The organism is Pseudomonas sp. Pseusp3, from assembly GCF_047304225.1.
Classification (GTDB): domain Bacteria; phylum Pseudomonadota; class Gammaproteobacteria; order Pseudomonadales; family Pseudomonadaceae; genus Aquipseudomonas; species Aquipseudomonas fluorescens_CD.
Genome location: NZ_JBGLYV010000023.1, coordinates 51,951 through 70,592, shown reverse-complemented (window position 1 = coordinate 70,592; position 18,642 = coordinate 51,951). Strand labels below are relative to the sequence as shown.

The following is an 18,642-nucleotide window of genomic DNA, read 5'->3' as shown; positions in this document are numbered from 1 at the left end:
GCCGAAACCTACATAACTCTTTGTTTTCCAAGGAGTTTTCCGTTTCGACTGCGCCGGAAGTGGGGCGAATTATAGGCTTCTAAAATTCGCCGTCAACACTTTATTTCAACTTTATTCAGCCTTGAGCGTAATACGCGCAAATGCCTTCTTGCCGGCCTGGCAAACATGGGTTGCACCCAACGCATATATAAAGGTGCGATCAACCACCTCACCATCTATACGCACGCCACCCGAACCGAGAAGATCTCGCGCCATCGCCGAGTTCTTCACCAGGCCCGCTTTATTAAGGACGGCAGCGATCGGCATATCTTCGGCAGCCGTCAATTCGATCTCTGGCAGATCATCCGGCAGCTCGCCTTCCTTCATACGGTTACCGGCTGCACGATGAGCATTGGCCGCAGCCTCCTCACCATGGAAGCGCGCAACGATCTCTTCAGCCAGCTTGATCTTGATATCGCGCGGATTGGCGCCCGCCTCCACATCAGCGCGAAACGCATTGATCTCATCCATGGAGCGGAAGCTGAGCAACTCGAAGTATCGCCACATCAGCACATCCGGAATGGAGACCAGCTTGCTGTACATCACGCCCGGCGCTTCCTGGATACCGACGTAGTTGCCCAGGGACTTGGACATCTTCTTCACGCCATCCAGGCCTTCAAGCAGCGGCATGGTCAAAATGCACTGGGCTTCCTGACCATAACCACGCTGCAGCTCACGCCCCATCAGCAAGTTGAACTTCTGATCGGTGCCGCCGAGCTCGACGTCTGCGCGCAGAGCTACCGAGTCGTAACCCTGAACCAGCGGATAGAGGAACTCATGAATGGCGATCGGCTGATTGGTCGTATAGCGCTTGTCGAAGTCATCGCGCTCGAGCATGCGAGCCACGGTGTACTGCGAAGTCAGGCGAATGAAGTCGGCCGGCCCCATCTGATCCATCCAGGTGGAGTTGAATGCCACCTCGGTTTTAGCCGGATCCAGAATCTTGAAGACCTGAGTCTTGTAGGTCTCGGCGTTCTCGAGAACCTGCTCGCGAGTGAGCGGCGGGCGCGTAGCACTCTTGCCGCTCGGATCACCGATCATCCCGGTGAAGTCACCAATCAGGAAGATCACCTGATGCCCCAGTTCCTGGAACTGGCGCAGCTTATTGATAAGCACGGTGTGACCCAAGTGCAGATCCGGAGCCGTTGGATCGAAGCCCGCCTTAATACGTAGCGGCTGGCCACGCTTGAGCTTTTCAATCAGCTCGGACTCGACCAACAGTTCTTCCGCACCACGTTTGATCAGCGCTAGCTGCTCTTCAACCGACTTCATAACAGACCCGCAAGGCTCAGATTCAAAGGGAACCAACCATACAAGATCGCGCGTCAAATACAAGGTTTGCCCGGCGCACGGACGCCAATCCGCAGACAGGGTGCCTGCGGACTTGCTTCAAAGATGATTTGGTTATATTTTATACAGTTATTTCATCTTCATCATGTCATTCATCTTTTCCAATTCATCTTTTTCAAAGTCAAAACCACTTATGACCACAGAATCGTCTAAAGCGCCGCCGCTTTACCCGAAAACCCACCTGCTCGCCGCAAGTGGCATCGCCGCCCTTCTCAGCCTGGCGCTCCTGGTATTCCCTTCCAGCGATGTTGAAGCCAAAAAGACGACCCTCAGTCTTGAACTGGAAAGTCCTGCTGAACAACTGACACAAGATCAAGACGCTGCTGACGCCGTTCAAGCCACAAATGAACCAGCAACATCTCCCTTCGCGCAGATCGACAACAGCGCCGAGGACACCCAGGAAACAGCTCTGGCCGAGCCGGCGCCGGTCGTCGAAGAAAAGAAGCCGGCAAGCCACAGGGAAGTGATCGTCGCCAAGGGCGACACCCTCTCTACTCTGTTCGCGAAAGTCGGCCTCCCCACCACCTCAGTGCATGAAATACTGGCCAGCGACAAGCAGGCCAAGCAGTTCAGCCAGCTCAAGCATGGGCAAAAACTCGAATTCGAACTGAGCCCTGACGGCCAGTTGAGCAACTTGCACAGCAAGCTCAACGACCTCGAAAGCATCAGCCTGACCAAGAACGACAAGGGCTACACGTTCAACCGCATTACCGCGAAACCGAGCGTGCGCTCCGCTTACGTTCACGGCGTGATCAACAGCTCGCTGTCGCAGTCCGCGGCCCGTGCAGGCCTGTCCCACAGCCTGACCATGGACATGGCCAGCGTGTTTGGCTACGACGTGGACTTTGCCCAGGATATTCGCCAGGGCGACGAATTCGACGTGATCTACGAGCAAAAGGTAGTCAACGGCAAAGCCGTCGGCAACGGCCCGATCCTGTCGGCGCGTTTCACCAACCGCGGCAAGACCTACACCGCGGTTCGCTACACCAACAAACAGGGCAACAGCAGCTACTACACCGCTGACGGCAACAGCATGCGCAAGGCGTTCATCCGCACACCGGTGGACTTTGCCCGCATCAGCTCGAAGTTTTCCATGGGCCGCAAACACCCGATCCTGAACAAGATCCGCGCCCACAAAGGTGTCGACTACGCTGCGCCGCGCGGTACGCCGATCAAGGCGGCCGGTGATGGCAAGGTGTTGCTCGCCGGCCGCCGTGGTGGCTACGGCAATACCGTGATCCTCCAGCACGGCAATACCTACACCACGCTCTACGGCCATATGCAAGGCTTCGCCAAAGGCGTGAAGACTGGCGGCACGGTGAAACAGGGCCAGGTGATTGGCTATATCGGCACTACCGGCCTCTCCACCGGGCCGCACTTGCACTACGAGTTCCAGGTCAATGGCGTGCACGTCGACCCGCTGGGCCAGAAACTGCCGATGGCCGATCCGATTGCCAAGGCCGAACGCGCACGCTTCCTCGCCCAAAGCCAGCCGCTGATGGCGCGCATGGAACAGGAAAAAGCCACCCTGCTGGCTTCGAGCAAGCGTTAAGTCATGGCGCTCTATATAGGTGTGATGTCCGGGACCAGCCTTGATGGCCTGGATATCGCGCTGATCGAGCAAGCCCCGGCGATCAGGCTGATTGCCTCCCACTACATCCCGATGCCCGATTCCCTGCGCGCCGAGCTACTTGGCTTGTGCGCCAGTGGCCCGGACGAAATTGCCCGCTCCGCCGTCGCCCAGCAGAACTGGGTGAAACTGGCAGCCCAAGGGATTCATGCCCTTCTCGCTCAACAGCAATTGAAGCCTGACGACATTCGGGCAATCGGTAGCCATGGCCAGACCATCCGTCATGAACCGGCTCGCGGTTTTACCGTGCAGATCGGCAACCCGGCCCTGCTGACGGAGCTGACTGGCATCACCGTGGTCAGCGATTTCCGCAGCCGCGATGTTGCTGCCGGCGGGCAAGGCGCACCGCTGGTTCCCGCCTTTCATGAAGCCCTGTTTGAAAAACGGGCCGGCAACCGCGCGGTGCTGAACGTAGGCGGCTTCAGCAACCTCAGCCTGATCGAGCCCGGCAAGCCGGTTGCCGGTTTCGACTGCGGCCCAGGCAATGTGCTGCTGGACGCCTGGATTAATCAGCAACGCGGCGATCACTTTGACCGTGACGGCCAATGGGCTGCCAGTGGCAACGTCCGACCGGTGCTGTTGAATGCGCTGCTCAGCGATCCGTTCTTTGTCACCAAAGGCCCGAAGAGTACCGGCCGGGAAGTGTTCAACCTGCCATGGCTGACGCAGCATCTGGCACAACTGCCAGCCTTCAGCGCCGAGGATGTTCAGGCGACGCTGCTTGAGCTGACCGCGCTGACCATCATCGAGTCACTGCAAAGTGCCCAGGCAGACACGCAGGAACTGCTGGTCTGCGGCGGCGGCGCCCACAACACCGCGCTGATGAGTCGCCTGGCCAACCTGTTGCCAAACGCAAGTGTCAGCAGCACCGCTACTTACGGTGTAGACCCCGACTGGGTCGAAGCCATGGCCTTTGCGTGGCTGGCTCATTGCTGCCTCGAAGGCATCGCTGCAAACCGCCCGAGCGTTACCGGTGCCCGTGGTTTGCGCGTACTCGGCGCCATCTACCCCGCCTGAATCCTCCACACAGCAAAACGCCGCAAGACCATGAGGCCGTGCGGCGTTTTGTGGAACAGGTGCGCTGATCAGATCGAGAACGAAGAACCGCAGCCACAGGTGGTGGTCGCATTCGGGTTCTTGATGACGAAACGCGAACCTTCCAGACCTTCCTGGTAGTCCACTTCGGCACCCGCCAGATACTGGAAGCTCATCGGATCGACCACCAGACTCACACCTTCGCGCTCGACGATGGTGTCGTCATCGGCCACTTCCTCATCGAAAGTGAAGCCGTACTGAAAACCTGAACAACCGCCGCCCGTAACGAATACGCGCAGCTTCAAGCGATCATTCCCCTCTTCATCGACCAGGCTCTTCACCTTGTGCGCGGCACCGTGGGTGAATTGCAAAGCCGTGGGGGTGAAGGATTCGACGCTCATGCTGACTATCTCCCGGCGTTACGCCGTCATATTGCGTGATGACGCGCATTATCCGCTTCTCCTAGAAAAGCGGTCAACTATTGTTATGGTATATCAACCAATCCAATCGCCGGCCCGGAATGCAAAAAGGCCCGTCAGACGGGCCTTTTGCTGTACTCGATAAACCTTACGGCAACATGCCTGCGTGAGACAGGCCCAGACGCTCGTCCAGCCCGAACAGAATGTTCAGGTTCTGCACCGCCTGCCCCGACGCCCCTTTGACCAGGTTGTCGATCACCGACAGCACTACCACCAGATCGCCATCCTGAGGGCGATGCACGGCAATACGGCAGACGTTGGCACCCCGTACGCTACGAGTCTCCGGATGGCTGCCGGCAGGCATCACATCGACGAACGGTTCGTTGGCATAACGCTTTTCAAACAGCGCCTGCAGATCCACCGAACGATCAACAACAGTGGCGTAGAGCGTCGAGTGAATGCCGCGAATCATCGGTGTCAGGTGTGGAACGAAGGTCAGGCCGACATCCTTGCCCGCTGCACGACGCAGCCCCTGGCGAATTTCCGGCAGGTGACGGTGACCTTTGACGGCATAGGCCTTCATGCTTTCCGAAGTCTCGGAATACAGCGAGCCTACGGAGGCACCACGACCGGCACCGCTGACGCCGGATTTGCAGTCGGCAATCAGATGCGAAACATCGGCCAGGCCGGCTTCGAGCAATGGCAGGAAACCCAATTGCGTTGCAGTCGGGTAGCAGCCAGGCACGGCGATCAGGCGTGCTTTCCTGATCTGCTCGCGATTGACTTCCGGCAAGCCGTAAACCGCCTCGTCCAGCAACTCCGGTGCGCCGTGCGGCTGGCCGTACCACTTGGCCCATTCATCCGCGTCTTGCAGACGGAAGTCGGCCGACAGGTCGATGACCTTGGTCCCGGCCGCCAGCAGTTCACCCGCCAAGGCGTGGGCAACACCGTGCGGCGTGGCGAAGAACACCACATCGCAAGCACCGAGGGTCTTGATGTCCGGAACGCTGAACGCCAGGCCGTCGTAATGGCCTCGCAGGTTCGGGTACATGTCGGCTACGGCCAGGCCGGCCTCGGATCGGGAAGTGATGACAACCACTTCAGCTTGCGGATGTTGCGCCAACAGACGCAGCAGTTCGACACCGGTGTAACCCGTGCCGCCGACGATACCGACCTTGACCATAAACCTGCCCTCAACGAACCCACTGGAAAGCCGTCGATAATAGGGGGCGCGCGCCCCTGCGACAACCGTCAAGGTGACGTGCGGAGCCTCAAGCCTCTACTATTCCGGCTACCGTGAATTGGGGAATAACTAAAAATGCTTTATCTGTGGCTCAAAGCGCTTCACATCGTCAGCGTCGTCAGCTGGTTTGCCGGCCTGTTCTACCTGCCGCGGCTGTTCGTCTATCACGCTCAAAGCGAAGATACCGTCAGCAAGGAACGCTTCAGCATCATGGAGCGCAAGCTCTACCGAGGCATCATGGGCCCGGCGATGATCGCGACGCTGATCTTTGGCGGCTGGCTGATCAGCCTCAATCCGAGTGCGTATTTCACTCAGGGTGGCTGGATGCACGCCAAGCTGACGCTGGTGGTGATTCTGATCGGCTACCACCACATGTGCGGCGCGCAGGTAAAACGTTTTGCCCGTGGCGAAAACACCCGCAGCCATGTCTTTTATCGCTGGTTCAATGAGGTTCCGGTTCTGATATTGCTGGCAATCGTAATTCTGGTCGTCGTTCGGCCGTTCTAAATCCAATAGGCACAACTCACCGGGGTACTTCCAATGTCGCTGCCCGCTCTGCTCGAACAACGTTTGCGTCTGCCCGTAGTGGCAGCGCCGATGTTCCTGATTTCCAATCCGCAATTGGTACTCGCCTGTTGTCGCCAGGGCGTGGTCGGCAGCTTCCCGGCGCTGAATCAGCGTGAAAGCAGTGGTTTCAAGGCCTGGCTGGAAGAAATCGAAGCGGGGCTTGCGACACTGGAAAACCCCGCGCCTTATGCCGTGAACCTGATCGTCCATAACAGCAATCCACGCTTACAGGCAGATCTGCAGATCTGCGTCGAACACAAAGTGCCGATCGTGATCACCAGCCTCGGCGCCGTAAAGGAACTGGTCGACGCGGTCCATGGCTACGGTGGCCTGGTGTTCCATGATGTGACAACCCGTCGTCATGCCGAGAAAGCGGCCGAAGCGGGCGTGGATGGCTTGATTGCCGTGGCGGCCGGTGCCGGTGGGCACGCCGGGACCTGGAGCCCGTTCTCGCTGATTGCCGAGATCCGCCAGTTCTTCGACAAGACCCTGTTGCTGGCCGGTTGCTTGAACCACGGCCATGAAATTCTTGCCGCCCAATTGCTCGGCGCGGATCTGGCCTACTTCGGCACGCGATTTATCGGCACGACCGAAAGCCACGCACCCGACGCCTACAAAGAAATGCTGCTGTCTTCCAAAGCGGCAGACATCATCCATACTCCAGCCGTGTCAGGTGTCCCCGCGAGCTTCATGCGCAAGAGCCTGGAGGCCGCCGGTTTCGACATGGCCGCCTTGCAAGGCAAGGGCGAGATCAACTTCGGCTCCAAGCTCAAGCCCGTGAGCGATGAAGCCAAAGCCTGGAAGACCGTTTGGTCCGCAGGCCAGGGCGTGGGAGAAATCGAGGACTTGCCGAGCGTCGAGCAGTTGATTGCACGTCTCGACGCCGAGTACCGCCAGGCCCTGGAGCATGCGGCCCGGTTGCCCAAACGCTGGCCGCGCTGACAGTAAAACTTGGCCAGCCTCACCCGGCTGGCCTTACACTCGCCCGGACACAACATTCTTCTTTCAACCGCTCGCGACAAGGATGCCTCGAATATGGACGAAAACCGTTTCAAGATCGTCTTCGAGGGTGGCTTGCTGCCCGGTGTCGACACCACCACTGCAAAGCTCAACCTCGCCGACTTGTTCAAAAGCGATGTCGCGGCCATCGAACGCCTGTTCAGCGGGCGTCCGGTAGCGCTCAAACGCAACCTGTCGCAGGCCGATGCCCAGACCTACCTCCAGGCACTGAGCAAAACCGGTATCGACGCCCGCATCGAAGCCGAAACACCGATCGAGTTGAACCTCGCCGACGTGCATGACCATACTCCGGCCAGCAATCAGGCCCCTTTGGCAGATCCGCTGTCTCCTTACGCTCCACCTCGCGCGCCCGTCGGCGAAGCCGTGGCGGAATTCGCCATACTCAAGCCATTCAGTTTCGATGGCCGAATCGGCCGCTTGCGTTACCTCGCCTGGACGTTGGTGCTGTCAACTGTGCTCCTGGCTGTTTGCGGGGTGTTTGCATTGGTCGCTCTGGCTCTCATCGTCGCGGATTCGACCGCCGGCCTGATATTGGGCAGCATGCTGGCCTTGATCCTGTTCGTCGGATTTGTATTCGTCAGCATCCAGATCACCGTTCAACGTTTGCACGATGTCGGCTGGTCCGGCTGGCTGTGGCTGCTGAACCTGGTGCCGTTCGTTGGCAGTTTCTTCCCGTTCGTGATCATGGTCGTACCGGGCAACGACACCGCCAACCGCTACGGCCCGCCGCCTCCGCCGAACAGTACCGCGGTCAAGGTATTGTCTTCGCTGTGGCTGATTGTTATCGCGCTGATTCTGTTCGGCTCGCTGGCCGGTGGTCTCACGGCGATACGGGAAGGATACAAAAGCGCCGCACAGAGTAGCTACGAAAGCAGTTCGGTCATCACGGATGAAATCGACGTCGAGGTCGAACCGCTGCCAAATTCCGCCAACGATGCAGCCGAAGAGGCCCAGCCCCCTGTAGACTCTGCGAAAGAATGAACAGCGCTCCTGGCCCGTGACACCTGCGTCGCGGCGCGGAGCTGTTGCGATGGAGAACTGCATGACCCGTTACGCTCTGATCACTGGCGCCTCCAGCGGCATCGGCCTGGCAATGGCCGAAGCGCTGGCCCGGCGCGGCCGCAGCCTGATTCTGGTGGCCCGACAACGTGATCAGCTGGAAAGCATTGCGATTGAACTGACCCAAAGGTTCGGTGTGGAAGTGTTGTTCCGTGCCTGCGACCTGGGCGAACCGCTGCGCCTGTCCGGATTCCTGCTGGAGCTGGAAGAAGGCGACCGGCAGATCGACCTGCTGGTCAACTGCGCCGGTATCGGCACATGCGGCCCGTTTCTGGCCCAGGACTGGATGACCGAGCAAGACCTGATCGAAGTGAACATCCTCGCCCTCACCCGCCTGTGTCACGCCATCGGCAACAGCATGGCCCTGCAAGGCGGCGGGCAGATTCTGAATGTGGCCTCGGTGGCGGCGTTTCAACCGGGACCGTGGATGAGTACCTATTACGCCAGCAAGGCCTATGTGCTGCACTTTTCCGAAGGATTGCGCGTCGAGCTGAAAAAGTGCGCGGTCAAGGTTTCCGTGCTCTGCCCCGGACCGACCCGCACGGCGTTTTTCCGCACCGCGCAACTCAACAGCGACAAACTGACCAACAGCAATTTGTTGATGAGCCCCGAGGAAGTGGCGCTCTACACCGTACGCGCACTGGAAAAGAATCGCGCGATCATTATTCCGGGGCGGCGCAACCGCTGGCTTGCCTTCCTGCCAAGGCTCGGCTCGCGCTGGCTGACTCGCACGATCGCCGGCATGGTCAACAAGGCTTACTGCCCGCGCTGATCCAACTCAAGGTAAAAGGCTGGGCGCTGGCATAAGCCATGAGTACACTCAGGCCAGCCCAAACAACGGAGAAAACAGCTGTGGATACTCTGTTCACCAAGATCATCAACCGGGAAATCCCGGCGAAGATCATTTACGAGGACGACCAGGTACTGGCCTTCCACGACATCGCCCCACAGGCACCGGTACATTTCCTGGTAGTCCCGAAGAAACCGGTGCGCACCCTCAACGACCTCACCGAGGACGATAAGGCGCTGGCCGGGCACATTCTGTTCACCGCGCAGCGTCTGGCCCTGGAACTGGGCTGTGAAGAAGGTTTCCGGGTGGTCATGAACTGCAATGAATTGGGTGGACAAACCGTCTACCACATTCATATGCACGTGTTGGGTCAGCGCCAGATGCACTGGCCGCCGGGCTGAGTTACTGCCTCACCTTGTGGGAGCGGGCTTGCTCGCGAAGACGGAGTATCAGCCAGCATAGATGCTGAATGTCAGTCCCTCTTCGCGAGCAAGCCCGCTCCCACAAGGGCATCACAGGACTGTCACAGCCTCTGCATCACAATGACCCAGCGCAATCCTTCCCCGGCCGTTTGGGTTAAACTGGCCACCGAAATTCCCCCGGAGGTCAGCATGACTACCCAACGTCACTACTCGCCGATTGACCGCCTTCTGCTGCAAGCCGATGCCGCGATGCGTACCCTGCTGCCCTTCAGCGGCCAGCCGTACCGTCCGTCGCCCGCCATCGTGCAGCCGGATGCAAAAATGAGCGATGAAGACACACGCCACGTTGCCGGCCTGATGCGCATCAACCATACCGGCGAAGTCTGTGCCCAGGCGTTGTATCAGGGGCAGGCGCTGACCGCCAAACTGCCGCAAGTGCGTGCTGCCATGGAACATGCCGCCGAAGAAGAAATCGATCACCTGGTCTGGTGCGAACAACGCATCCATCAACTGGGTAGCCACACCAGCATCCTCAATCCGCTGTTTTATGGCATGTCTTTCGGGATTGGCGCAGTGGCAGGCCTGATCAGCGATAAAGTCAGCCTGGGGTTCGTTGCGGCAACGGAAGACCAGGTGTGCAAACACCTGAACGAACACCTGGAACAATTGCCGGCCGAGGATGAAAAGTCCCGGGCAATTCTTGAGCAGATGCGTATCGATGAAGAACAGCATGCCGAAAGTGCACTGGATGCTGGCGGGTTCCGTTTTCCGGCGCCGGTGAAATTCGGGATGAGCCTGATGGCCAAGGTGATGACCAAGAGTACTTACCGGATCTGACTCTGTTTTTTTTTGTAGGAGCGAGCCGGCTCGCGAAAAACGTCAGGGCAACGCGTTAATGCAGCAAACACTCGTTATCGTTGACGTCCATCGTCGGAACGCCGCCCGGAGCAAGCTCGCTCCTACAAGAACCACCAGCCAGAATAAAAAAGGCGACTGCCGTGAGGGAGTCGCCTTTTTTGTGCTTGAAAAGCTTACGCCATGTTGCGCGCGTAGAAGATTTCGAGCATTTCGTGTTTCACCCGCTCGGTCACCTGGGCGCGCTGCTCAGAGGACAGGTTGCTGGTGGCATCGCCGAACAGGTAGTTATCCAGTTCGAAGTTCTTCAGCAGCATCTTGGTGTGGAACAGGTTTTCCTGGTACACGTTCACGTCGGTCATCTGGTACGCGTCGTAAGTGTCGTCGGAGAGGTAGTTCTGGATCGAATTGATCTCATGGTCGATGAAGTGCTTTTTGCCTTCAACGTCACGGGTGAAGCCGCGCACACGGTAGTCCACGGTCACGATGTCCGAATCGAACTGGTGAATCAGGAAGTTGAGCGCTTTAAGCGGTGAAATGACCCCGCAAGTCGACACGTCGATGTCCACACGGAAAGTTGCAATACCGCTGACCGGATGGATTTCCGGGTAGGTGTGCACCGTGATGTGGCTCTTGTCGAGGTGGGCCAGAATGATTTCGGGCAGCGGGCCCGGGGATTCTTCGATCTGACTATCGGTCGGGGTTACCGGCTCTTCGGAGATCAGGATCGTGACGCTGGCGCCCTGCGGCTCATAGTCCTGACTGGCAATGTTCAGGATGTTGGCACCAATGATATCGACAACTTCCGTGAGAATCTGCGTCAGGCGCTTCGCGTTGTACTCTTTATTGATGTACTCGACGTAAGCCTGCTGGTCTTGCGGGGTTTCCGCGTAGCAGATGTCATAGATGTTGAAGCTCAAGGTCTTTGTCAGGTTATTGAACCCGTGGAGCTTGAGTTTGCTTTTCACCGTTAAAAACTCTCTATGTGTTTGCGGCCAGGCCGCGTGATCAAGCATGCCCGTCAGATGCGAACAACGCAGCTGCGTAGGACGGTTAACACCTCTTCGCGATGGCGATTTTGGTTGTCTGTTCGGGTACGAGGCCTGTCGGCTGACGGGCCACTACCCTGAAAAAAGTGGCGCATTATGCAGACGTCAGCTTGTGTTCGCCAGAGTCTGCACTGCTTTTATGATAGTTGAATGTCGATTCAACCGAGCTCGATGATCTCGTAGTCGTGGGTGATTGCCACGCCTGCCGCGCCGAGCATGATCGAGGCCGAGCAATACTTCTCGGCAGACAATTCGATGGCGCGCTTGACCTGGGCTTCTTTCAGGCCGCGGCCCTTGACCACGAAGTGCATGTGGATCCTGGTGAACACCTTTGGATCTTCGGTCGCACGCTCGGCTTCAAGGAAGGCTTCACAGCTTTCGACCGCCTGGCGGGACTTCTTGAGGATGCTGACCACATCGAAATTGCTGCAACCGCCGACACCCAGCAGCAGCATTTCCATCGGCCGGACACCCAGATTGCGTCCACCGGCATCGGGCGGACCGTCCATGACCACGACATGACCGCTACCGGATTCGCCGAGGAACATGGCTTCGCCAGCCCATTGGATGCGTGCCTTCATCGCCAAGACTCCACTGTATAAAAAAGGGTCGCCAGCTTAGCACAGGCCCCGTGATTGACAGCGTCCGGCGTCCTAGGACATATCCCACCAACTTGTAGGTAAATGCTCGAATATTTCAGGAAGTGTCTGTTAAGCTGACGCCAATTCAATGGCGCATGGCCAGCTTTACTCCAGCGTTCACTATTCATAAAAACCAAACATACCGTGCAGTCTTTTCGGGATACAACCATGGTTGCTATTGCCCCCAACCCCAAGATCAAGAACCTCGACAAGCTGTTGATGCATTGCCAGCGCCGCCGTTATCAGGCCAAGAGCAACATCATTTGTGCTGGCGACCGCTCGGAAACGCTGTTTTTCATCCTCAAAGGCTCAGTCACCATCCTGATTGAAGATGACGACGGCCGGGAAATGATCATTTCCTACCTGAACGCCGGGGACTTTTTCGGCGAGTTGGGCCTGTTTGAGCAAGCCGGCCTGGAGCAGGAACGCAGTGCCTGGGTGCGGGCCAAGGTTGAATGCGAAGTTGCGGAAATCAGCTACGCAAAATTCCGCGAGTTATCCCTGCAGGATCCGGACATTCTTTACGTCCTCAGCGGACAAATCGCACAGCGCCTGCGCAACACCACGCGCAAGGTCGGTGACCTGGCATTTTTTGACGTGACTGGCCGCGTTGCCCGCTGCCTGCTGGAGCTGTGCAAACAGCCAGACGCCATGACTCACCCCGACGGCATGCAAATCAAGGTGACCCGTCAGGAAATCGGGCGGATTGTCGGTTGTTCCCGGGAGATGGTCGGTCGCGTGCTCAAGGATCTGGAAGAACGCAACCTGGTGGACGTCAAAGGCAAGACCATGGTGGTCTTCGGTACGCGATAAGCTCGAAAACCTAGCCGCTGAACATCTGCGCCAGCATCAACCGGTAGAGTTTATCGAGGCGCGCCAATGCATCGGGCGCCTTGAACTTCTCATGCAGCGCAATGTGACTTTCGGCGCGGACTCGTTGCTCCAGACCGCAGGCCTCATTGAAACGATTGACCGCGGCGACCATCGACTCTCGCTCGTTATCCAGAAGCATCGCTCCATGTACCAGCCCCACCGGACGCTGCCCACCCTGACTCTGGCGCCAGCGCTGGGCGGTACCGACCATTTTGCGTCCATCGAGGTTGACGTTGAAGCGACCGTCACAGAAAGCGCCTTCGATTTCACCCAGAGATGAAGTGCCACCCAACTCATCGAGCAACTGACAGATCGGATCGCACAAGCGCCGGTAACCGGTCTCGATACGGTTCAAATCCCCTTCGCTGCGCGGCGGCGCGTAAACCAGTGCGATGTTGATGGTCGAGGCCGATTGCGGCACCGGCTCACCACCGGTTTCACGCAACAGCACCGGCCAACCTGCCGCCGCCGACACTTCGCACGCGGCTTCGAAACCGGGCAAGCGATTCAAGCGGCGCGGCATGACCAGTGCCCGATCGGTCGGCTGCCAGAACAGCAGGCCGAACTCGGCGTCGCCGGCGCAGACCGAGGCCAACAGATCCTGCTCGGCTTGCAGGCCGGCTTCGATGGTCAGGGGGATGGGTGAGGTCATAAGCTATTCCGTAGGACATGAAGTCTGTGGTGCATCTTATGCCGCCTTCGCGAGCAAGCCCGCTCCCACACTGGATTTCTGGTGTTAGCAAATTTCTGTGTGGGAGCGGGCTTGCTCGTGGAGGGGTCAACTCGATCTGCGGGTAATCAGTCGAGTGTAGAACCGCTGACGGGCACACCGCGCTCAGGGAAGAACAGGCGCTGCAACTCGGTACCCGGGCTTTCGGCACGCATGAACGCTTCACCGACCAGGAACGCGTAGACGTCGCTGATTTCCATCAACTCGACATCGGCACGGTTGAGGATGCCGCTCTCGGTGATGACCAGACGATCACGCGGGATACGCGGCAACAGGTCAAGAGTGGTTTCCAGGCTGACGTCAAAGGTGTGCAGGTTACGGTTGTTGACCCCGACAAGCGGCGTGTCGAGGGTTTTCAACGCGCGCTCCAGTTCGTCGCCGTCGTGCACTTCAACCAGCACATCGAGATTGACGCTTTTGGCCACGGCCGCCAGCTCGGCCATTTTCACGTCGTCCAGCGCGGAGACGATCAACAGCACGCAATCGGCGCCCAGCGCACGGGCTTCGACGATCTGGTACGGATCGATCATGAAGTCCTTGCGGATCACCGGCAGGTTGCACGCGGCACGGGCCTGCTGCAGATAGGCATCGGCGCCCTGGAAGTAGTCGATGTCGGTGAGTACCGACAGGCAGGTCGCGCCGCCCTTTTCGTAGCTTCTGGCAATATCGGCGGGAATGAAGTTCTCGCGGATCACGCCTTTGCTCGGCGAGGCTTTCTTGATTTCGGCAATCACCGCTGGCTGTTTTTTCTTGGCTTGCTCCAGCAATGCCTTGGCAAAACCACGGGGTGCATCGGCCGCCTTGGCCAGACTTTCCAGCTCGCTCAAGCTCACACGGGCGCTACGCTCGGCGACTTCCTGAACCTTGCGGGCCAGAATGTTTTCCAGAACCGTCGGTACACTCATCCCTCATTCTCCACTTTGAATACCGCGGTAAACGCACCCAGTTCCTCGAGCTTCTCTCGAGCGAGACCGGTGTGCAGCGCATCGTGCGCAAGTGCAACTCCCTCTTTCAAACTGCTGGCATGGTCAGCGGCGTACAGCGCAGCACCGGCATTGAGCATGATCATTTCGGCCGCTTTCTGACCGTTCTCCGTCTTGCGCTTGCCCAGGGCATCACGAATCAGCTCAAGGGAAGCCGCCGGGCTATCCACCGCCAGGCCATGCAGGCTCTGGCTCTTCATGCCCAGGTCTTCCGGCTCGACCCAATACTCGGTGATCTGGTCGTTTTTCAACTCTGCCACGAAGGTCGGTGCTGCCAGGCTGAATTCATCCAGGCCATCCTTCGAATGCACCACCAGCACATGTTTGCTGCCCAGGCGCTGCAATACTTCCGCCAGCGGCCGGCATAAGGCCTGGGTGAATACGCCTACCACCTGATGCTTCACACCGGCCGGATTCGTAAGCGGGCCGAGCATGTTGAACAATGTACGCAGCCCCAGCTCACGGCGCGGACTTGCAGCGTATTTCATCGCAGAGTGATGAGTCTGGGCAAACATGAAACCAATACCAACGTTGTCAATGCAACGCGCCACTTGCACCGGCGTCAGGTTCAGGTAAATGCCGGCCGCCTCCAGCAGATCAGCACTGCCGCTCTTGCCCGAGACTGCACGGTTGCCATGTTTGGCCACGGTGCAGCCAGCAGCGGAAACCACGAACGCAGCCGCGGTCGACACGTTGAAGATGTTCGCACCGTCACCGCCGGTGCCGACCACATCGACCACACCGTCGAGTGTCTTGAGTTCGACCTTGTCCGCCAGCTCGCGCATCACCGACACGGCACCGACGATTTCGTCGATGCTTTCGCTCTTCATGCGCATGGCCATCATGAACGCGCCAATCTGCGCGTCGGAGCATTGCCCGGTCATGATTTCGCGCATGACGTCGCGCATTTCATCGGTACTGAGGTCGAGGTGATCGACGATGCGGCTCAGGGCTGTCTTGATGTTCATGAAAAGTCCTTAGCGCGTGCCGCCGGTTTGTTTGAGGAAGTTGGCGAACAGTTCGTGGCCCTGCTCGGTGAGAATCGATTCCGGGTGAAACTGCACGCCCTCGATGTTCAGGGTCTTGTGACGCAGGCCCATGATCTCGTCGACCGAGCCGTCTTCGAGCTGGGTCCAGGCCGTCAGCTCCAGGCAATCGGGCAGGGTTTCACGCTTGACGATCAATGAATGATAGCGGGTCACCGTCAGCGGGCGATTCAGGCCTGCGAATACGCCCTTGTCCTCGTGAAATACCGGGCTAGTCTTACCGTGCATCACTTGACGGGCACGCACCACGTCACCGCCAAAGGCCTGGCCGATGGATTGGTGGCCAAGGCAGACGCCAAGAATCGGCAGTTTGCCGGCGAAATGCTTGATCGCTTCAATCGAAATACCGGCTTCGGTCGGGGTGCAAGGACCGGGGGACACAACGATACGCTCAGGATTGAGGGCTTCGATTTCAGCGATGGTCAGTTCATCGTTGCGCACGACCTTGACCTGGGAGCCGAGCTCGCCCAGGTACTGCACAACGTTGTAGGTAAAGGAGTCGTAGTTATCGATCATCAGCAACATGGCGTTAAGAACCTCTTGAATTCACTGACTTTAAAGATGGCCTTCGAATGATTGACCCGCAGAGCGCTGCACTTTGTCAGGTGCCGGAGTAGCGCCAGCAAAGCGGCATTTCAAACAGGTAAAGAAGGCAAAGCGGTACAGGTCCGGCCAGGCCGGCAAAAGAATTCAGGCGCGCCAACGCCAGCGGGCGTGTGCCTTGATGACTTGATCCAGGAGTTTACTGATGATCAACACGGGGAAGGTCTCATTCGTACGTCCCGGCACAGTAACTTAGCTGGGCAGAGCGTGCAATATCGCCGGGGGTACTGCCCGCGAAACTCTTAAAGGCTTCGCGACAGATGGCAAAAGGCCGAAAGTTTTTGGTACTGTCGTTTCGTTCACTACAACAATAAATAAACGGACTTGCTCATGATCAAACAGTCGTTGTTTGTACCGCTCGCAGGATGCTTGCTCGCTATGGCATGCGCCCAGGCGAACGCCGCTCCCAATCCTTATACAAGCTACATTGTCTTCGGGGACAGCCTCAACGACGCCGGGACCTTTGCCGACACTGGCGGGCCTGCCGGGGCGACACAACGCTTTACCAACCGTACGGGGCCGGTGTACCTGGATGGCAGCGGCGAAGTCCGCTCGCTCAACTCCACGCAGATACTGGGTGGAAAACTGGGATTCTCGGCGGACCAGACCGCGTCCTCATCTTCGGCAGTGCGCGCCAGCAACGGCCAGCCGGATGGCAACAACTGGGCCGTCGGCGGCTACCGCACGGATCAGATTCTGGATTCGATCACCAGCACTTCCGACACCGGCGCTCGCACCCGAGCCGGATACCTGCCGTCGAACAACTTCCGCGCCGACCCGAATGCGCTGTATTACCTGTCAGGCGGCGGCAACGACTTCCTCCAGGGGCGCGTCACCAGCCTGCCCCAGGCCAGCGCCGCAGCTGACAGACTGGCCGACAGCGTGCAGGCGCTGCAAACCGCCGGCGCCAAATACGTCATGGTCTGGTTGCTGCCCGATATCGGCTTTACCCCGGCATTCAATGGCACCCCGCTGCAAGCGTTCACGTCCCAGCTCAGCACCCAGTTCAACACTGAACTGGTAAGCCGACTGCAAAACATCAATGCCTCAGTCATCCCGCTCAACATTCCGGTACTGCTCAAAGAGACGTTCGCCAACCCGGCACAGTTTGGCCTGGCCACCGACCAGAACCTCATCACCACCTGCTTCAGCGGCAACGGTTGCACCGAGAATGCCCGATACGGCATCAACAGCGCCACGCCGGACCCGACCAAGCTGATCTTCAACGACTCTGTGCACCCCACCGAAGCCGGGCAACGCCTGATTGCCGATTACGCGTACTCCCTGTTGGCAGCGCCGTGGGAGCTGACCTTGCTGCCGGAAATGGCCCAGGGCACCGTGCGCGCGCATCAGGATGAATTGCGCAATCAGTGGCTGGCCGATTGGGAAAACTGGCAAGGCGTCGGCCAATGGCGAGCCATTGTTGCCGGCGGCGGACAGCATCAGGACTTTGACGGTCAGGACAGCGCGGTCAGTGCCGACGGCAACGGAGCCAACCTGAACATCGGTGGCAGTTATCGTCTTGATGATGCCTGGCGCGTCGGTCTGGCGGCCGGCTTCTATAACCAGAAGCTCGAAGCCGGCAGCAACGATTCCGACTACAAGCTCAACACTTACCTGGGCACGGTATTCGCCCAATACCAGCAAAACCGTGTGTGGGCCGACGCGGCATTGACGGCCGGGCATCTGGATTACGACAGCCTCAAGCGCAAATTCCAGTTGGGCGTCAATGAACGCGGCGAAAAAGGCGATACCAGCGGCTACGTCGAAGCTTTCAGCGCTCGCCTGGGTTACGACATTGCACAACAGGCCAGCAGCCCCTGGCATCTGTCGCCGTTTGTCAGCGCCGATTTCGCCAAGGTGCAAGTCGACGGTTACTCTGAAGACGGCAACGACTCCACGGCGCTGACCTTCGCCGATCAGGACCGCATTTCCCGCCGCCTGGGCGCTGGTCTGCAGGGCAAATACCAGTTCACCCCGCAAACCCAGGTCTTCGGCGAAGTGGCTGTCGAGCGCGAGTACAACGACGACACCCAGAACGTGGGCATCAACCTCAACAGCCTGCCGAACAATCAGTTCACGCTGCAAGGCTACACCCCGCAATCGCACCTGAGCCGCCTGAACCTGGGCGTGAGCCACAACCTCACCCGGGACCTGGCACTGCGCGCCAGCTACAACATTCGCAAGGACGACGACTTCACCCAACAAGGCATCAACGTAGGTGTTGCGCTGGACTTCTGATGTGCAGGCAATAAAAAACGCGGCGCCCTCACAGGCGCCGCGTTTTT

Annotated in this window: 19 protein-coding genes; 10 read left to right on the top strand and 9 right to left on the bottom strand. The window is 58.6% G+C overall.

From position 1 onward, the window contains the following. Window positions 1-111: 111 nt before the first annotated feature. The gene (gene tyrS, locus ACCD00_RS10560; protein WP_057396307.1) at window positions 112-1,311 is read right to left on the bottom strand and encodes a tyrosine--tRNA ligase; all 1,200 of its coding nucleotides are present in this window, start codon (window positions 1,309-1,311) and stop codon (window positions 112-114) included. 211 nt (window positions 1,312-1,522) lie between these two features. Between tyrS and ACCD00_RS10555 the strand changes: the two genes are divergently transcribed. Beyond that, window positions 1,523-2,941, top strand: a complete 1,419-nt coding sequence (locus ACCD00_RS10555; protein WP_413424217.1) for a peptidoglycan DD-metalloendopeptidase family protein — start codon at window positions 1,523-1,525, stop codon at window positions 2,939-2,941. 3 nt (window positions 2,942-2,944) lie between these two features. Next, window positions 2,945-4,036: an anhydro-N-acetylmuramic acid kinase gene (locus ACCD00_RS10550; protein WP_413424215.1), complete on the top strand. Its 1,092-nt coding sequence runs from the start codon at window positions 2,945-2,947 to the stop codon at window positions 4,034-4,036. 68 nt (window positions 4,037-4,104) lie between these two features. Here ACCD00_RS10550 and erpA read toward each other — a convergent pair whose 3' ends face one another. Together erpA and argC are read right to left on the bottom strand one after the other, a co-directional pair. Continuing rightward, a complete protein-coding gene (gene erpA / locus ACCD00_RS10545) occupies window positions 4,105-4,455 on the bottom strand; it encodes an iron-sulfur cluster insertion protein ErpA (protein WP_007906865.1) in 351 nt (116 codons plus the stop codon). A gap of 166 nt (window positions 4,456-4,621) precedes the next feature. Beyond that, the gene (gene argC / locus ACCD00_RS10540) at window positions 4,622-5,656 is read right to left on the bottom strand and encodes an N-acetyl-gamma-glutamyl-phosphate reductase (RefSeq protein WP_413424213.1); all 1,035 of its coding nucleotides are present in this window, start codon (window positions 5,654-5,656) and stop codon (window positions 4,622-4,624) included. A 135-nt stretch (window positions 5,657-5,791) separates the two neighbouring features. Here argC and hemJ point away from each other — a divergent pair, with 135 nt between their 5' ends. From hemJ to coq7, 6 genes are all read left to right on the top strand, one after another. Then, window positions 5,792-6,223 carry a protoporphyrinogen oxidase HemJ gene (hemJ, locus tag ACCD00_RS10535; RefSeq protein ID WP_008017444.1) on the top strand — a complete coding sequence of 144 codons (432 nt, stop codon included), beginning with the start codon at window positions 5,792-5,794 and terminating at the stop codon, window positions 6,221-6,223. A gap of 33 nt (window positions 6,224-6,256) precedes the next feature. After that, window positions 6,257-7,225 (top strand): NAD(P)H-dependent flavin oxidoreductase, encoded by a 969-nt coding sequence (locus ACCD00_RS10530; protein ID WP_413424211.1) that lies wholly within the window; start codon window positions 6,257-6,259, stop codon window positions 7,223-7,225. A gap of 93 nt (window positions 7,226-7,318) precedes the next feature. Further along, window positions 7,319-8,284, top strand: coding sequence for a DUF805 domain-containing protein (locus ACCD00_RS10525; RefSeq protein WP_413424209.1), 966 nt, complete (start codon window positions 7,319-7,321; stop codon window positions 8,282-8,284). A 61-nt stretch (window positions 8,285-8,345) separates the two neighbouring features. After that, complete coding sequence (locus ACCD00_RS10520) at window positions 8,346-9,134, top strand: SDR family NAD(P)-dependent oxidoreductase (protein ID WP_413424207.1); 789 nt, start codon at window positions 8,346-8,348, stop codon at window positions 9,132-9,134. Between the two features lie 80 nt (window positions 9,135-9,214). After that, window positions 9,215-9,553 (top strand): histidine triad nucleotide-binding protein, encoded by a 339-nt coding sequence (locus tag ACCD00_RS10515; protein WP_007906873.1) that lies wholly within the window; start codon window positions 9,215-9,217, stop codon window positions 9,551-9,553. A gap of 210 nt (window positions 9,554-9,763) precedes the next feature. Beyond that, window positions 9,764-10,411 carry a 2-polyprenyl-3-methyl-6-methoxy-1,4-benzoquinone monooxygenase gene (gene coq7 / locus ACCD00_RS10510; RefSeq protein WP_008051652.1) on the top strand — a complete coding sequence of 216 codons (648 nt, stop codon included), beginning with the start codon at window positions 9,764-9,766 and terminating at the stop codon, window positions 10,409-10,411. Between the two features lie 194 nt (window positions 10,412-10,605). Here coq7 and speD read toward each other — a convergent pair whose 3' ends face one another. Together speD and ACCD00_RS10500 are read right to left on the bottom strand one after the other, a co-directional pair. After that, window positions 10,606-11,397, bottom strand: coding sequence for an adenosylmethionine decarboxylase (gene speD, locus ACCD00_RS10505; protein ID WP_007986012.1), 792 nt, complete (start codon window positions 11,395-11,397; stop codon window positions 10,606-10,608). A gap of 239 nt (window positions 11,398-11,636) precedes the next feature. Then, window positions 11,637-12,059, bottom strand: a complete 423-nt coding sequence (locus tag ACCD00_RS10500; RefSeq protein ID WP_007994936.1) for an OsmC family protein — start codon at window positions 12,057-12,059, stop codon at window positions 11,637-11,639. Window positions 12,060-12,287: 228 nt separating this feature from the next. On the opposite strand from ACCD00_RS10500, the gene crp reads away from it, so the two are divergent. Next, window positions 12,288-12,932: a cAMP-activated global transcriptional regulator CRP gene (gene crp / locus ACCD00_RS10495; RefSeq protein WP_322615055.1), complete on the top strand. Its 645-nt coding sequence runs from the start codon at window positions 12,288-12,290 to the stop codon at window positions 12,930-12,932. 10 nt (window positions 12,933-12,942) lie between these two features. Here crp and ACCD00_RS10490 read toward each other — a convergent pair whose 3' ends face one another. From ACCD00_RS10490 to ACCD00_RS10475, 4 genes are all read right to left on the bottom strand, one after another. Next, window positions 12,943-13,644: a biotin/lipoate A/B protein ligase family protein gene (locus tag ACCD00_RS10490; protein WP_413424204.1), complete on the bottom strand. Its 702-nt coding sequence runs from the start codon at window positions 13,642-13,644 to the stop codon at window positions 12,943-12,945. A 146-nt stretch (window positions 13,645-13,790) separates the two neighbouring features. Then, a complete protein-coding gene (gene trpC, locus ACCD00_RS10485; protein ID WP_008017435.1) occupies window positions 13,791-14,627 on the bottom strand; it encodes an indole-3-glycerol phosphate synthase TrpC in 837 nt (278 codons plus the stop codon). Then, window positions 14,624-15,673 (bottom strand): anthranilate phosphoribosyltransferase, encoded by a 1,050-nt coding sequence (trpD, locus tag ACCD00_RS10480; RefSeq protein ID WP_223548332.1) that lies wholly within the window; start codon window positions 15,671-15,673, stop codon window positions 14,624-14,626. Before trpD ends, trpC begins: the two co-directional genes overlap by 4 nt. 9 nt (window positions 15,674-15,682) lie before the next feature. Next, window positions 15,683-16,276, bottom strand: a complete 594-nt coding sequence (locus tag ACCD00_RS10475) for an aminodeoxychorismate/anthranilate synthase component II (RefSeq protein ID WP_007980194.1) — start codon at window positions 16,274-16,276, stop codon at window positions 15,683-15,685. 408 nt (window positions 16,277-16,684) lie between these two features. Between ACCD00_RS10475 and estP the strand changes: the two genes are divergently transcribed. Next, on the top strand, window positions 16,685-18,595 hold the full coding sequence (estP, locus tag ACCD00_RS10470; protein ID WP_413424201.1) for an esterase EstP: 1,911 nt from the start codon (window positions 16,685-16,687) through the stop codon (window positions 18,593-18,595). The last annotated feature ends 47 nt before the right edge of the window (window positions 18,596-18,642 follow it).

Excerpts from the sequence above, each read along its gene's own strand:
- estP (WP_413424201.1), top strand. The coding sequence starts at position 16,685 with ATGATCAAACAGTCGTTGTTTGTACCGCTCGCAGGATGCTTGCTCGCT.
- ACCD00_RS10525 (WP_413424209.1), top strand. The coding sequence starts at position 7,319 with ATGGACGAAAACCGTTTCAAGATCGTCTTCGAGGGTGGCTTGCTGCCC.
- ACCD00_RS10500 (WP_007994936.1), bottom strand. The coding sequence starts at position 12,059 with ATGAAGGCACGCATCCAATGGGCTGGCGAAGCCATGTTCCTCGGCGAA.
- ACCD00_RS10530 (WP_413424211.1), top strand. The coding sequence starts at position 6,257 with ATGTCGCTGCCCGCTCTGCTCGAACAACGTTTGCGTCTGCCCGTAGTG.
- ACCD00_RS10490 (WP_413424204.1), bottom strand. The coding sequence starts at position 13,644 with ATGACCTCACCCATCCCCCTGACCATCGAAGCCGGCCTGCAAGCCGAG.
- crp (WP_322615055.1), top strand. The coding sequence starts at position 12,288 with ATGGTTGCTATTGCCCCCAACCCCAAGATCAAGAACCTCGACAAGCTG.
- tyrS (WP_057396307.1), bottom strand. The coding sequence starts at position 1,311 with ATGAAGTCGGTTGAAGAGCAGCTAGCGCTGATCAAACGTGGTGCGGAA.
- trpD (WP_223548332.1), bottom strand. The coding sequence starts at position 15,673 with ATGAACATCAAGACAGCCCTGAGCCGCATCGTCGATCACCTCGACCTC.
- erpA (WP_007906865.1), bottom strand. The coding sequence starts at position 4,455 with ATGAGCGTCGAATCCTTCACCCCCACGGCTTTGCAATTCACCCACGGT.
- ACCD00_RS10520 (WP_413424207.1), top strand. The coding sequence starts at position 8,346 with ATGACCCGTTACGCTCTGATCACTGGCGCCTCCAGCGGCATCGGCCTG.
- ACCD00_RS10555 (WP_413424217.1), top strand. The coding sequence starts at position 1,523 with ATGACCACAGAATCGTCTAAAGCGCCGCCGCTTTACCCGAAAACCCAC.
- coq7 (WP_008051652.1), top strand. The coding sequence starts at position 9,764 with ATGACTACCCAACGTCACTACTCGCCGATTGACCGCCTTCTGCTGCAA.
- hemJ (WP_008017444.1), top strand. The coding sequence starts at position 5,792 with ATGCTTTATCTGTGGCTCAAAGCGCTTCACATCGTCAGCGTCGTCAGC.
- ACCD00_RS10550 (WP_413424215.1), top strand. The coding sequence starts at position 2,945 with ATGGCGCTCTATATAGGTGTGATGTCCGGGACCAGCCTTGATGGCCTG.
- argC (WP_413424213.1), bottom strand. The coding sequence starts at position 5,656 with ATGGTCAAGGTCGGTATCGTCGGCGGCACGGGTTACACCGGTGTCGAA.
- trpC (WP_008017435.1), bottom strand. The coding sequence starts at position 14,627 with ATGAGTGTACCGACGGTTCTGGAAAACATTCTGGCCCGCAAGGTTCAG.
- ACCD00_RS10475 (WP_007980194.1), bottom strand. The coding sequence starts at position 16,276 with ATGTTGCTGATGATCGATAACTACGACTCCTTTACCTACAACGTTGTG.